Annotated in this window: 14 protein-coding genes; 11 read left to right on the forward strand and 3 right to left on the reverse strand. The window is 36.5% G+C overall.

Annotation, left to right across the window (positions count from 1 at the left end; translation table 11 throughout):
• Positions 1 to 93: 93 nt before the first annotated feature.
• The 6 genes from bcp (at position 94) to AN34_RS18665 (ending at position 4305) form a co-directional block, all read left to right on the forward strand.
• A complete protein-coding gene (bcp, locus tag AN34_RS18640; protein WP_029287992.1) occupies positions 94 to 558 on the forward strand; it encodes a thioredoxin-dependent thiol peroxidase in 465 nt (154 codons plus the stop codon).
• 56 nt (positions 559 to 614) lie between these two features.
• Positions 615 to 1460: a transketolase gene (locus tag AN34_RS18645; RefSeq protein ID WP_029287994.1), complete on the forward strand. Its 846-nt coding sequence runs from the start codon at positions 615 to 617 to the stop codon at positions 1458 to 1460.
• 112 nt (positions 1461 to 1572) lie between these two features.
• Positions 1573 to 2532 carry a transketolase family protein gene (locus AN34_RS18650; RefSeq protein WP_029287996.1) on the forward strand — a complete coding sequence of 320 codons (960 nt, stop codon included), beginning with the start codon at positions 1573 to 1575 and terminating at the stop codon, positions 2530 to 2532.
• Positions 2533 to 2617: 85 nt separating this feature from the next.
• Positions 2618 to 3178, forward strand: coding sequence for an RNA polymerase sigma factor (locus AN34_RS18655; protein ID WP_029287998.1), 561 nt, complete (start codon positions 2618 to 2620; stop codon positions 3176 to 3178).
• Positions 3179 to 3211: 33 nt separating this feature from the next.
• Positions 3212 to 3862, forward strand: coding sequence for a hypothetical protein (locus tag AN34_RS18660; RefSeq protein ID WP_029288000.1), 651 nt, complete (start codon positions 3212 to 3214; stop codon positions 3860 to 3862).
• Positions 3863 to 3864: 2 nt separating this feature from the next.
• Positions 3865 to 4305: a hypothetical protein gene (locus tag AN34_RS18665; RefSeq protein WP_029288002.1), complete on the forward strand. Its 441-nt coding sequence runs from the start codon at positions 3865 to 3867 to the stop codon at positions 4303 to 4305.
• A gap of 146 nt (positions 4306 to 4451) precedes the next feature.
• Here the strand turns inward: AN34_RS18665 and tnpA are convergent, their stop codons facing one another.
• On the reverse strand, positions 4452 to 4904 hold the full coding sequence (gene tnpA, locus AN34_RS18670; protein ID WP_029288005.1) for an IS200/IS605 family transposase: 453 nt from the start codon (positions 4902 to 4904) through the stop codon (positions 4452 to 4454).
• Positions 4905 to 5143: 239 nt separating this feature from the next.
• Here tnpA and AN34_RS18675 point away from each other — a divergent pair, with 239 nt between their 5' ends.
• From AN34_RS18675 to sucC, 3 genes are all read left to right on the forward strand, one after another.
• Positions 5144 to 6568 carry a DUF4173 domain-containing protein gene (locus AN34_RS18675; RefSeq protein ID WP_029288007.1) on the forward strand — a complete coding sequence of 475 codons (1425 nt, stop codon included), beginning with the start codon at positions 5144 to 5146 and terminating at the stop codon, positions 6566 to 6568.
• A gap of 48 nt (positions 6569 to 6616) precedes the next feature.
• On the forward strand, positions 6617 to 6925 hold the full coding sequence (locus AN34_RS18680; RefSeq protein WP_051666717.1) for a hypothetical protein: 309 nt from the start codon (positions 6617 to 6619) through the stop codon (positions 6923 to 6925).
• A gap of 172 nt (positions 6926 to 7097) precedes the next feature.
• Complete coding sequence (gene sucC, locus AN34_RS18685) at positions 7098 to 8297, forward strand: ADP-forming succinate--CoA ligase subunit beta (protein WP_029288011.1); 1200 nt, start codon at positions 7098 to 7100, stop codon at positions 8295 to 8297.
• A gap of 341 nt (positions 8298 to 8638) precedes the next feature.
• Here sucC and AN34_RS18690 read toward each other — a convergent pair whose 3' ends face one another.
• Entirely contained in the window at positions 8639 to 9841 is a 1203-nt protein-coding gene (locus AN34_RS18690; RefSeq protein ID WP_029288013.1) for an MFS transporter, read from the reverse strand.
• Positions 9842 to 9942: 101 nt separating this feature from the next.
• On the opposite strand from AN34_RS18690, the gene AN34_RS18695 reads away from it, so the two are divergent.
• On the forward strand, positions 9943 to 10500 hold the full coding sequence (locus AN34_RS18695; RefSeq protein WP_029288015.1) for an NADPH-dependent FMN reductase: 558 nt from the start codon (positions 9943 to 9945) through the stop codon (positions 10498 to 10500).
• Positions 10501 to 10813: 313 nt separating this feature from the next.
• Complete coding sequence (locus AN34_RS18700; RefSeq protein WP_029288018.1) at positions 10814 to 11416, forward strand: outer membrane beta-barrel protein; 603 nt, start codon at positions 10814 to 10816, stop codon at positions 11414 to 11416.
• Positions 11417 to 11489: 73 nt separating this feature from the next.
• On the opposite strand, the gene AN34_RS18705 is transcribed toward AN34_RS18700, so the two are convergent.
• Positions 11490 to 13148 carry a M28 family metallopeptidase gene (locus tag AN34_RS18705; protein WP_029288020.1) on the reverse strand — a complete coding sequence of 553 codons (1659 nt, stop codon included), beginning with the start codon at positions 13146 to 13148 and terminating at the stop codon, positions 11490 to 11492.
• Between the last annotated feature and the right edge of the window lie 3 nt (positions 13149 to 13151).

A 13151-nucleotide genomic window follows, 5' to 3' on the forward strand; every position in this document is an offset into this window, starting at 1 on the left:
TTAAATCACTGCGAACAGGATAGTAATTTAAACTGTTTACATTGCAGCATTAATTAATAGATCCATGAACATCAAAATTCAATCATTTTATATATGGCAGAATTAAAAGAAGGTGACCCGGCACCTGCAATTACATCAAAAGATCAAAGCGGAAATGAAGTTTCGCTAAATGATTATAAAGGTAAAACCGTAGTGCTGTATTTTTACCCTAAAGATGATACTCCTGGCTGTACGGCTGAAGCTTGCGATTTCAGAGATAATTATCAAGGCTTGCAAGCTAAAGGAATTGTGGTTTTAGGAGTAAGTGTAGATGATGAAAAATCACATCAGAAATTTATTACCAAACACAATCTGCCCTTTACTTTACTGGCAGATACCGACCAGAAAATTGTAAATGATTATGGCGTATGGGCAGAAAAAAACATGTACGGAAAAAAATATATGGGTACCGTTCGTACAACGTTTATTATAGATGGTGAGGGTAAAATTGCCCACATCATTAAAAAAGTTGACACTAAAAACTCAACGAAACAGGTACTCGATTTAATCAATAACTAATTATGATATAGCAAGTAAAATATTAACTTTGCTATGTAACAACAACCTCATATTTAATGAAACATACAATTAAAGAGCTAGAAGATATTGCCTCGCAAATCAGAAGAGATATTGTAAGAATGGTTCACGGATGTCAGTCCGGACACCCAGGCGCTTCGCTTGGATGTGCTGATTTCTTTACGGCTTTATATTTTGAAGTATTGAACCACAAAACAGATTTTACCATGGAAGGTGCCGGAGAAGATTTATTCTTCTTATCTAACGGACATATATCTCCGGTATGGTACAGTACACTGGCCCATGCAGGCTATTTTGATAAAAGCGAATTGGCTACCTTCCGTAAATTAAACTCCAGATTACAAGGACACCCAACCACACACGAACATTTACCAGGAATCCGTATTGCATCGGGATCCTTGGGTCAAGGATTATCGGTTGCTATTGGTGCAGCTTTAGCAAAAAAATTAAACGGTGATCAGTCTCATGTTTTCGCTTTGCTTGGTGATGGAGAATTACAGGAAGGGCAAAACTGGGAAGCAGCTATGTTCGCACCTTTTAATAAAGTAGACCATTTAATTGCATCAGTAGATTATAACGGGCAACAAATTGATGGACCGACTAGTAAAGTACTAGCATTAGATGATTTGCAAGCAAAATTTGAAGCTTTTGGATGGCATGTAATCAATACCGATGGTAATGATATGCAGGCTATTGTAGAAGGTTTACATTATGCTAAAACATTGACTGGAAAAGGTAAGCCAATTTTGAATTTAATGAGTACGCAAATGGGTGCCGGTGTTGATTATATGGTTGGTTCTCATAAATGGCATGGTACCGCACCAAATGACGAGCAATTGGCTTCAGCATTGGCGCAGTTACCAGAAACTTTAGGGGACTATTAAACTAGATTTGAGACTAATTGTCGCATGATCTCATGTCTAAAATCTCATATCTAAAAACAAAATGAAAACCTGCGAAGCAAGCTTGAACGCAGTTAATTAAAAATATAAAAACGTGAAAAAATACGAATATACAGAGAAAAAAGATACACGTTCGGGATTTGGTGCTGGCTTACATGAAGCTGGAAAGAAAAACGAAAACGTTGTGGCATTATGTGCTGATTTAGTTGGGTCGCTTAAAATGGATGCTTTTATTAAAGATTTTCCGGAGCGTTTTACTCAAGTAGGTATAGCAGAAGCCAATATGATTGGTATTGCAGCGGGAATGACTATTAATGGAAAAATTCCTTTTACGGGAACTTTTGCAAACTTTTCTACAGGTCGTGTTTACGATCAGATTCGTCAATCAGTAGCCTATTCCAATAAAAACGTGAAAATTTGTGCTTCTCACGCAGGTTTGACACTTGGTGAAGATGGTGCAACTCACCAGATTTTGGAGGATATCGGCTTAATGAAAATGTTGCCAGGAATGGTGGTGATTAATCCATGTGATTATAATCAAACCAAAGCTGCAACCATGGCCATTGCAGAATATGAAGGTCCGGTTTATTTACGTTTTGGACGCCCGGTAATTCCAGTATTTACAGATCCTGATCAAAAATTTGAGATAGGTAAGGCTTGGATGGTAAATGAAGGAACTGATGTAACCATTATTGCAACCGGCCATATGGTTTGGAAAGCAATTGAAGCAGGAGAGCAATTGGCAGAGTTGGGTATTGATGCAGAAATTATCAATATCCACACCATCAAACCTTTGGATGATGAAGCCATTTTGAAATCAGTTAAAAAAACAGGTTGCGTAGTTACCTGTGAGGAACATAACAAATTTGGCGGTTTAGGTGAAAGTGTTGCACGTTTACTAACAACTGAGTTACCTACTCCACAAGAATTTGTAGCTACTAATGATACTTTTGGTGAAAGCGGTACACCTGATCAATTAATGTCTAAATACGGCTTAGATGCGGTAAACATTGTGGAAGCAGTTCAAAAGGTAATCGGCAGAAAAAAAGCATAATTAAATAACTTTAAAGGCACGAAGCACACTAATAAAAACTTGGTGGTCTTGGTGCCTTTTTGGTAATCAATACTAATATTCCTCGATGAAACCAATTGAAGATTCGCAAATTCTTGAAATGTTTGCCATCGAGAAAACCCGCGATGAAGCTTTCAATTTACTTTTAAAAAAATATCAGCAGAAAATTTACTGGCACATCAGGCGATTGGTACTCAACCATGATGACTGTGACGATTTGCTACAGGAGGTATTTGTAAAAGTGTGGAAAAATCTTGATAAATTTAGAAACGACTCGCAACTGTATACCTGGATTTATCGCATTGCGACAAACGAATCCATTACTTTCCTCAATAAACAAAAACTAAAAAACAATACCCCTCTTGATGATGTCTCATTAGAACTGGCTGAAAATCTGGTAGCTTCATCTTATTTTAATGGGGATAAATTAGAATTAAAGCTGCAAAAAGCCATTCTTACCCTTCCTGAAAAGCAACGCCTGATCTTTAATATGAAATATTTTGGAGATATGAAATATGAAGAAATTTCGCAGGTACTGGGAACATCAGTAGGCGCTTTAAAAGCATCGTTCCATATTGCTGCAAAAAAAATTGAAGCTTTTATTACAAATGATGAAATAGATTATTAAACCTTTTCACTCAAATTGTATCCTATATCTGTGATGAATGAAAATATAGAAAATAACGATTGGAAAAAGGATGCTCCTGTACTGGCAGCAATGCAGAAAAGCAATCCATTCAATATTCCAAATGGATATTTCGAAAGTGTAGACGATAGAGTGAAATCTGCTATCTTCATAGCTGGTTTAAACAAAGAATTGAATAGTGATAGTTTTGAGGTTCCACAAAATTATTTTGAAAACCTAACTGAACGCATTGAAACAAATATCAGGTTATCAGCGCTGCCAAAAGCCGAGCATTCATTTTCAGTTCCTGAACATTATTTTGATGACTTAAAGCATAGAATAACTGAAAGAATAGCTGCTGAACAACCTATAAAAACTGCAAAAATTATTCCTCTTTGGAGACGAAACATTTTAAAGTATGCTAGTGCAGCCTGTTTCGTTTTGATGGCATCATTTGGAGCTTATTTCTATCAAAACGATTCATCATCAATACCTGCGCAAACCCAATCTGCAGAGCTTTCGAGCGAACAAATGCTATATGATATTGATGAAAGTACCATTATAGAGCATTTAGAGTCACAAAATACCACATCAGCAAATAATACTTCTGCGTCAGATACAGAAATGGAAAACTATTTATTGAGCAATTTCTCTTCGAGTGATTTATCTCATGAATTAAATAACTAATAATGAAAAACTTACTATTCAGCACCTTAATATTCCTATTACCCATCACGCTTTTGGCGCAAAGACCAAAAAGTGAAGAAATAGAATCACTTAAAATAGCTTATTTTACGCAAAAACTTAATTTATCCCCAGATGAAGCTAAGGTCTTCTGGCCGATATATAATGATATGCAGAGCGAGCAAAATGCCCTACGCAAAGAACGCATGCAAAAAATGATTTCTTTTAGAAAAGTAAATGAAATAGATAATCTTACTGATGCTCAGGTTCAAAGTTTAATTACCAGTGAATTTGATTTTAAACAAAGAGATCTTAATCTTGATAAAAAGTATTATAGTAAATTAAAAGCCAAGCTCCCCATTAAAATCGTTGGAAAATTTTATCGGGCGCAAGAAGGATTTAAGCGTGAATTGCTTAATAAATTTAGAGGCGGACAGAAAAATTAAGCTAAAGACTTGCAGAGATGCAGGTCTTTTTTGTTTTAAAGCAAACTGACTACTTTATTGACATTGATACATTTAACTTAAATAGCTACCCAAAATGGAAAATGAATGAATGACCCCGAAGCAGAGCTATCGGGGTATCGCATAATTTAAAGACTCAAGCTCAACTGATTTCTATTCAACATCTTGTAAGATGATTTATCCTCTCCCTGATTTTGAATATATTTCATAATAACTGTTTCATTTGCATATTGCCCAACAGTATTGACATAATAACCAGCAGTCCAAAAATTTCCTCCCCAAAGTTGTTGCTTAACTTCTGGGTGAAGACGGAAAAGCTCCTTGGCTGTAATGCTCTTTACTGCCTGAACAATACTTTTTACCGATAGCATTGGAACGCTTTGTATCAAAAAATGAACATGGTTATCATCAGCCCCAATCTCAACAAAATGAATTTCATATCGCTTGGAGATATCTTCACAAACCAAAACTAAACTCTCTTCAACGGAGGTAGACAGAATACTTCGTCGATATTTAATCGGACAGACCAAATGATAAAGCAGCAAACTTTTGTTATGACTCTTGTGAATATGATCACTCATAAACAAAAATACTTATTTTATCACCCAACCCGATGAAAACTCTTTGTTTTCAAACTTTCAGCTGTGACCGCCGAAGCAGAGCTTCGGGGTATTTTTTGAATAAATCCAACCTCTTGCTCATTGCCACCATATTCGGTGGCTTGCTGTTCAACTTCTTATTCTGGAAAGAAAGACTAGCCTTTAATTTATTGATATACAGCATCTTTATCCTGACCATAACCTATTTAAATACAGACATAATGAAGAGCACAAAATTTAAAATTTTTGGCTTAGCACATCTTATGTCTGCTATTTTAGTCGTGATTAATAATACTGACTTATCTATAGCGACCTATTACATCAGCTTATTGGTGTTTATTGGAATCAGTCATAATCAACAGATTAGAACTTTATTTGCAGCTGGGCTGGCGGCAATTCTTCAGATGATCACTACACCCTACAATGCCATTACTAACCTGAGTAAAATAAGCATAGGCAACTTTAACCTGAAACCTGTTTTTAGATTAATCAAATACATCGTCATCCCCTTCATCGCAGTTATCTTTTTTACTTGCCTTTATGCTGCCGCTAACGAATTATTTGCGCATTACCTACAGACCATTTTAACCAGCATTTTTAATTTTTTTAAAGGTATTCTCCGATTCTTTTTTGAAGACCTGGATATTGAACGCTTCTTTTATTTCTGCTTCGGATTATTGCTGACCAGTGGTTTATTGTTACCCTTACTGAACAAAAGACTTGAAAATGAAGAACTAAAAGCCAGTGAACAATTAAAAAGAATCAGAAGGGGATCGTCACAAAAGACACTATGGTATTTAGTTATGGAAACGTTTGCCGGAAATTTGTTGTCACGCAAAATGGCGCTCAAAACTGAATATATTATCGGTGCAATTATGTTTGTGGCACTCAATATTCTACTGCTCTTATTAAACACCATCGATATCACTACGCTTTGGTTTGGCTATAAACCAGCAGGTAATTTCTCTGGAGCACTCCATGAAGGCACAAATTCCTTGATTTTCAGTATCATTATGGCAATGGCTGTAATCGCCTACTTCTTCCGTGGGAATTTAAATTTTTATAGCAAAAGCAAAATACTTAAAACGCTTGCCTTCACTTGGATTGTTCAAAATATTATTCTCATTATTTCAGTTTTGATCAGAGATGGATACTACATCGAATTTTATGGTCTTACCCATAAAAGAATTGGGGTGTTGGTATTTGCACTGCTCTGCATGGTTGGTTTAACGACCGTTTACTTAAAAGTAGCCAAACAAAAAACATTATTTTATCTCCTCAAAATTAACGGAAACATTTGGTTTATGCTGTTATTGGCTTTCAGCACCATAAACTGGGATGTGGCCATCGCAAAATATAACCTGGCACAAAGTGAAAAAATTTCTTTGGATGTAGATTATCTGCTCTCACTTTCGGATAAGACTTTGCCTTTACTGGATCAGAACAGGGCGAAACTACATTATACGCCAGCCAAGGTGCTTGATGAAAGGGAAATTGCCAAACCTCAAAACGCAGATTACTACAGAAACCAACTGGATGAACGAATTGGCTATTTTAAGGAACGTTATGAGGAAGAAAGCTGGCTATCATGGAACATGCAAGATTGGAACTCAGCCCAGTATTTTGGGATTAAGCGATCAAATTAAATCGCCCACATTATAAATAGTTATAAAATTCACTTAATTTAATACACCATGACAAATCAACAAACACTTAACTCATCAAAACTAAGAATCCGGATTATTCTGGTTAGCACTGCTTTAATTCTAAGTATTCCCCTAATAGCCATGCAGTTTACAAAAGAAGTGAGTTGGACAGTTTCAGATTTTTTAACCGCAGCGGTGTTACTCCTGGGCACAGGTTTAGCAATAGAATTAGTCATCAGGTATGTAAAAACCAGTTTATGGAGAACCATACTCCTGATTATTATTTTATTAATTTTATTTTTAACCTGGGCAGAACTGGCGGTAGGAATATTCGGTACTTCTTTTGCCGGGAGTTAGTGTTTAAAACTACCATTTCTTTTAAAACCTAAGGTGTTTATACGAAAAGATGATGGAAGAACCAGAACTGCTTTTGCTGATTCACATAAAACCTTCATTTTCTTTAAAAAATCGGAAAATTCTATTTGTTTAAAGGCTTTAGAATTGTAGCTTTGGGCAAATTTTGTAGCAAATGAATATTCACGAATACCAGGGTAAACAAATATTAAAAAGTTTCGGTGTTAACGTTCAAGAAGGAATTGTTGCCGATACTCCGGAGCAAGCTGTTGAAGCGGCCAAGCAATTGAAGATCGATTACAACTCTGATTGGGTAGTAATTAAGGCGCAAATCCACGCTGGTGGACGCGGTAAAGGTGGCGGTGTTAAATTAGCTAAAAACCTTGATGAAGTTAAACAACGCGCTACCGATATTATTGGTATGCAATTGGTTACACCTCAAACCGGACCTGAAGGTAAATTGGTGAGTAAGATTTTGGTAGCTCAGGATGTTTATTATCCAGGTGCTTCAGAAACTAAGGAATTCTATATCTCCGTATTGTTAGATCGTGCTGCAGGCCGCAACATCATCATGTACAGTACTGAAGGGGGTATGGATATTGAAGAAGTTGCTGAACATACACCACACTTAATCTTCAAAGAGGAAATCGATCCTAAGGTTGGTTTACAAGGTTTTCAGGCACGTAAAATTGCTTTCAACTTAGGTGTTAGCGGTGGTGCTTTTAAAGAGATGGTTAAATTTGTAACGGCTTTATACAAAGCTTACGAAGCAACTGATTCTTCCATGTTCGAAATTAACCCGGTATTAAAAACTTCTGATGATAAAGTAATCGCTGTTGATGCTAAAGTTAATTTAGATGAAAACGCTTTATTCCGTCATGCAGATTATGCAGCCATGCGTGATGTTACAGAAGAAGATCCAATGGAAGTTGAAGCCAGTGCTTCTAACCTAAATTTTGTTAATCTTGATGGTAACGTTGGCTGTATGGTAAACGGTGCTGGTTTGGCTATGGCCACTATGGATATTATCAAATTAGCTGGTGGTGAGCCTGCTAACTTCTTAGATGTTGGTGGAACTGCAAACGCACAAACAGTTAAAGCGGCTTTCAACATTATTTTGAAAGATCCAAATGTTAAAGCAATTTTAATTAACATTTTTGGTGGTATTGTTCGTTGTGACCGGGTTGCTCAGGGTGTTATTGATGCTTATCAGGAAATCGGAAATATCCCAGTGCCAATTATTTGTCGCTTACAAGGTACAAACGCAGAAGAAGCTAAAAAATTAATTGATGAGTCTGGCTTACAGGTTTACTCAGCAATTGCTTTGAAAGAAGCTGCAGATTTAGTTACTAAAGTACTTGCTGAAGAAGCATAAAAATCGAAAGATTAAAAGCTAAAAGACTAAAGCAGAAAGCTAAGTTATATTTAGCATCATTATATTAAACAGCCTGTTCATCAATGATGAACAGGCTGTTTTGGTTTTACGTCTTTATGAGTTTTGGTTGGTGAGACACTAGATTGATAGGTGGAAAGTATCTTACCTGTAAGGTTTAACCTACTGGTTGGTTTCTCACCAAAAAGCCTAAGTTTGATCTTGTAAATCTATTGAAGCTATTAAATTTAAGTTTTTGGTAGTTTAGACATCAACCAATAGATGAAACATACTCTTAAAAGTACTTATCCCCTACTACAATACTGATTGACCCTATCTTTGTACTACTTTTTTCTAGTTTCTATATTCGGTAGAAATCCTGTAAGTAAACCAATCAACGGGAGAAAAGCACAAACATTAAATACATACTCTATTCCTTTCGAATCTGCCAATTTACCCAATAAGGCAGAACCGATTCCACCCATCCCGAAAGCAAAGCCAAAGAATAAGCCAGCTACGAGACCCACTTTCCCTGGAATCAATTCCTGAGCATAAACTAAAATGGCAGAAAATGCTGAAGCTAAAATCATCCCAATGGGAACGATAAGTACACCTATCCAAAATAAATTGGCATGAGGCAATAGCAATGCAAAAGGTGCTGTTCCTAAAATCGAAGCCCAGATTACATACTTTCTTCCGATCTTATCCCCTATTGGCCCTCCCAACAATGTACCAGCAGCTACAGAAAATAGAAACACAAATAAATAAATCTGAGAGGTCTGAACAGATACCTGAAATTTATGAATTAGATAAAAGGTAAAATAATTAGTTAAACTCGCCATATAAAAATATTTCGAGAAGATTAAAAGCAATAAAATAACGACAGAAAAAATCACCTTGCTACGTGAGAATCGGCTCACTTCAGTTTGAATAACTGCCTTCTTACTCCTGGCAATCATAAAGCCTTTATACCAATTGCCAACATAACTTAATATTACAATAGCCAAAAGGGCAATTGCTGAAAACCAGATCACACTAAACTGGCCATAAGGAACAATAATCCATGCTGCCAGTAATGGCCCTAAAGAACTACCGGCATTTCCCCCCAATTGAAATACAGATTGTGCTAAACCTCTTTTCCCTCCTGATGCTGCATGCGCCATTCGGGAAGCCTCTGGGTGGAATATGGATGAGCCAATACCAATAAAGGCAACAGAGATGAGCATGGTATAAAAATGAGCTGATTGAGAAAGTGTAATCAATCCAATAAGCGTGAAACCCATTCCTACGGCTAAAGAATAAGGTTGAGGTTTTTTGTCGGTATATAAGCCTACAAAAGGTTGAAGTAAAGATGCAGCCATTTGAAAGGTAAGCGTAATTAATCCAATCTGTGAAAAGCTTAAGCCATAACTCGACTTGATCACAGGATAAATGGCAGGGATTAAGGACTGAATAGTATCATTTAACAAATGAGAGAAACTCAAGGCAAACAAAATGGGGAAAACAGTTTTTTCAATGATCGGAGAAACGCTATTATTTTCGGGCATAAGTATTTAAATAAAGTATTAGTTGGCTGCTATTAATCTTAAATAGTGGTGTGCACATAATAAAGAAAAAAACTTTTATACGCAATGTCCGTTTAATGAATATGGAAAAAAATAAAAAAATAATCGGCTTGTGCGGGAGCCTTCGAAAAGGTTCCTATAATGAAATGTTGTTAAAAGTAGCAGGTGGCTTGTTACCTGAAGGTGTTGATTTCGAAATTGTAAGATATGATGAGATCCCGGTTTATAACGAGGATCATGATACGCCAAAGGCAAATGAACGCCCAGCTAGTGTAACTAAGTTCAGGGAATTGCTGGAAGCTGCTGACGCTTTTATTATAGCATCGCCAGAATATAATTATTCCATTCCTGGTGGATTGAAAAATGCTATTGATTGGGCCAGTAGAGGAAAAGATAGTCCGCTGATGCATAAACCTGTTGCCGTTATGGGTGCTACGCAAGGTCTTTGGGGTACAGTAAGAATGCAGGCTGCATTTCTTCCGGTATTTACCTTCCTGAATATGAATCCGGTTTTACAGCCAGAAGTTTTAATTGCCCAGGCTCAAAATAAATTCGATGAAGCTGGCCAACTAAACGATGAAATGGCATTGGGCTTAATTAAAAAGAAATTGGAGCATTTGGTTTCTGCAAGCAACGTCTAAAAACAAAACAATATTCCCCAAAGCGCTGCCATAATAACAGCGAAAAAACCTGACATTTATGCCTAAAAAGTCAGAATGTCAACTTCTTTAAATTAAAAAATTAATCAATTGATTGATTTTTAGTCACACAAAAATAATAATGATTTAACACCTATTTTATATATCGTTATCAATTAAGCAGTTAATATAAAACTGATTTTTTGATGACGATATGATATTTTATTGGCATCGATATTGACTTTTAACCAAATATAGTCAGAAATTAAAAAAGTAAAATTGACTATATTTTTAATAACAAATAAATAATAAAACGATGAAAAAATTATTATTATCATTAGTTGCAGTTGCAGGTTTAGTTTACAGTGCAAATGCACAAACTGAAAAAGGTAAAGTGATGTTGGGCGGTAGCATTGGTTTCAATTCTACAAAAGTAGAAGGCGCTGCAAAATCTGATGTAAGCTTTAACATTGTACCAAATGTTGGTTATTTTGTAAGTGATAACTTTGCTATTGGTACAGGTGTTGGTTATACATCTGATAAAGAAGTTAGTAGAAACAACATCAATCAGGCATTTAGAGTAGCACCTTTCGGTCGTTACTATGTTAACTTATCAGATCAATTTAAATTCTTCGGTCAGTTATCTGTACCAATGGAATTTGGAAACAATAAATTTGTAGATAACAATGGCGATACTGGAGCAAAAATTGGAAAAACGACAGAGATTGGCGTTAACCTTGCACCAGGTTTTGCTTTCTTCCCAACTAAAAGAATTGGTATCGAAGTTTCTGTTAACGGTTTAGGCTACAATAACCTAAAAGTTAAAAATGAAGTTACAGGCAATGAAATCACCACTAATTCTTTTGGCTTAGAGGCAAGTACTTTAGCACCAAAATTAGGCGTACAATTTCACTTTTAGTGTTTAGTGCTTAGCACTAAAATAATTAACCTTTTTTATAGCGCGTCCCGACTTAAAGCCGGGACGCGTTTTTTTATTTCTTTTCTCTTATGGCTTTAAATTCTGAGCCCGCTTTCCATTTTGGATAAGCGTCTTCATTGCTCAGGCGATAACCCAAATCAAAAACCAATCTTACATCTTCCACAATTCCAGATAAATCCCAGGTTTTTGCATCAAAATTATCCTGAGGAGAATGATATCTGAATTTGGTAAAGTCTGCTACTTGTTTTAATCCCCACTCTCTTCCATTTTTGATATTATCTACACCAGAACCTGTAAATAGAGACGGCACCCCCACTTTAGCCAGGTTAAAATGATCAGACCGATAATACAAACCTGAAGATGGAACGGGATCTGGAACGACTACCCTTCCCTGTTTTTTGGCAGATGTTATAGCATAATCTTCCAATTCTGACTGGCCAAAACCATACACCACGATATCTTTCGTTTTGCCAGCTATGCCCATCATATCCATATTAATGTTTGCTACTGTTTTAGCTAATGGGAAAACCGGATGTTTGGCATAGTACTCAGATCCTAAAAGCCCCTGCTCTTCAGCAGTATAAGAAATAAACAAAATGCTTCGTCCTGGTTTATTTGGTAACTTTTTAAATGCCGTTGCCAGTTCTAATAAAGAAGCAACTCCTGTGGCATTATCCACCGCACCATTATAAATGGAGTCGCCCTTTACCTTTTCACCAATACCTAAATGATCCCAATGGGCAGAATAGATAATGGCCTCATCCTTATGCTTATCTCCTGGAACCTTTGCCAGCACATTATAGGACACCGATTTTTTGATCTTATTTTTAACGGTTAAAGAAGTAGTTAAACCTAAATCAACAGCCTTAAAGCCTTTTCTCTTTGCCATAGCCATTAAATCATCACTTTTCCCCGCCATTTTAAAAAGTGATTTTGCTTTGTCTAAACTGATCCAGCCCTCAATCACAGTTCTATTCATGCCATTATCTGCAGATTGGAGGTTGAGTTTTGATTTAGACCAACCACTTCTTACCACACTCCAGGGATATGCAGCAGGCTCAGTATCATGAATGATCAGTACTCCAGCTGCGCCCTGCCTGGATGCCTCTTCAAATTTATAAGTCCACCGACCATAATAAGTCATGTTTTTGCCTTTAAACAAAGTAGAATCTGCAAAACCTGGATCATTAATCATCACCACCACAGTTTTACCTTTTACATCCAAACCTTCGTAATCGTTCCAGCCATATTCTGGTGCCACGATTCCAAAGCCTGCAAATACCAAAGGAGAATTAGCGATACTAACCTGGTCTTGTAACCGTCTTGATCCGGCAACAAAATCAGTTAGGTAATTTAAGCTTAAAGAACCAGATTTACCTTTAACTAACATCTGATCTTCTGGTACCGATTTTATCTCTACCATAGGTACTTCCTGAAAATAACTATCGCCGTTTCCTGGCTCGAGACGTAATTTTTCGAACTCAGTTTTTAAGTAGTTTATGGTTTTGGTTTCGCCATTGGTAAAGGGTTTTCTCCCCTCTAAACTATCTGCGGCAATAACAGAAAGGTAGTGGGTTAGGCTAGAATCATTAATCGCTTTTACTGAAAGTGAATCAGGAGAAGTGCTGCTTTTTTCGCTTGCCTGTTTGCATGATGCGAGCAAAAGAAGTGCACAACCTGATAAAAATATTGCTGTTTTTATCTTAATCATGTT

The organism is Pedobacter sp. R20-19, from assembly GCF_000708265.2.
Lineage (GTDB): Bacteria > Bacteroidota > Bacteroidia > Sphingobacteriales > Sphingobacteriaceae > Pedobacter.

What these genes read in the sequence shown, in the direction of transcription:
- bcp (WP_029287992.1), top strand. Translation starts at nt 94, where the DNA reads ATGGCAGAATTAAAAGAAGGTGACCCGGCACCTGCAATTACATCAAAA.
- AN34_RS18645 (WP_029287994.1), top strand. Translation starts at nt 615, where the DNA reads ATGAAACATACAATTAAAGAGCTAGAAGATATTGCCTCGCAAATCAGA.
- AN34_RS18655 (WP_029287998.1), top strand. Translation starts at nt 2,618, where the DNA reads ATGAAACCAATTGAAGATTCGCAAATTCTTGAAATGTTTGCCATCGAG.
- AN34_RS18660 (WP_029288000.1), top strand. Translation starts at nt 3,212, where the DNA reads ATGAATGAAAATATAGAAAATAACGATTGGAAAAAGGATGCTCCTGTA.
- AN34_RS18665 (WP_029288002.1), top strand. Translation starts at nt 3,865, where the DNA reads ATGAAAAACTTACTATTCAGCACCTTAATATTCCTATTACCCATCACG.
- tnpA (WP_029288005.1), bottom strand. Translation starts at nt 4,904, where the DNA reads ATGAGTGATCATATTCACAAGAGTCATAACAAAAGTTTGCTGCTTTAT.
- AN34_RS18675 (WP_029288007.1), top strand. Translation starts at nt 5,144, where the DNA reads ATGAAGAGCACAAAATTTAAAATTTTTGGCTTAGCACATCTTATGTCT.
- AN34_RS18680 (WP_051666717.1), top strand. Translation starts at nt 6,617, where the DNA reads ATGACAAATCAACAAACACTTAACTCATCAAAACTAAGAATCCGGATT.
- sucC (WP_029288011.1), top strand. Translation starts at nt 7,098, where the DNA reads ATGAATATTCACGAATACCAGGGTAAACAAATATTAAAAAGTTTCGGT.
- AN34_RS18690 (WP_029288013.1), bottom strand. Translation starts at nt 9,841, where the DNA reads ATGCCCGAAAATAATAGCGTTTCTCCGATCATTGAAAAAACTGTTTTC.
- AN34_RS18695 (WP_029288015.1), top strand. Translation starts at nt 9,943, where the DNA reads ATGGAAAAAAATAAAAAAATAATCGGCTTGTGCGGGAGCCTTCGAAAA.
- AN34_RS18700 (WP_029288018.1), top strand. Translation starts at nt 10,814, where the DNA reads ATGAAAAAATTATTATTATCATTAGTTGCAGTTGCAGGTTTAGTTTAC.
- AN34_RS18705 (WP_029288020.1), bottom strand. Translation starts at nt 13,148, where the DNA reads ATGATTAAGATAAAAACAGCAATATTTTTATCAGGTTGTGCACTTCTT.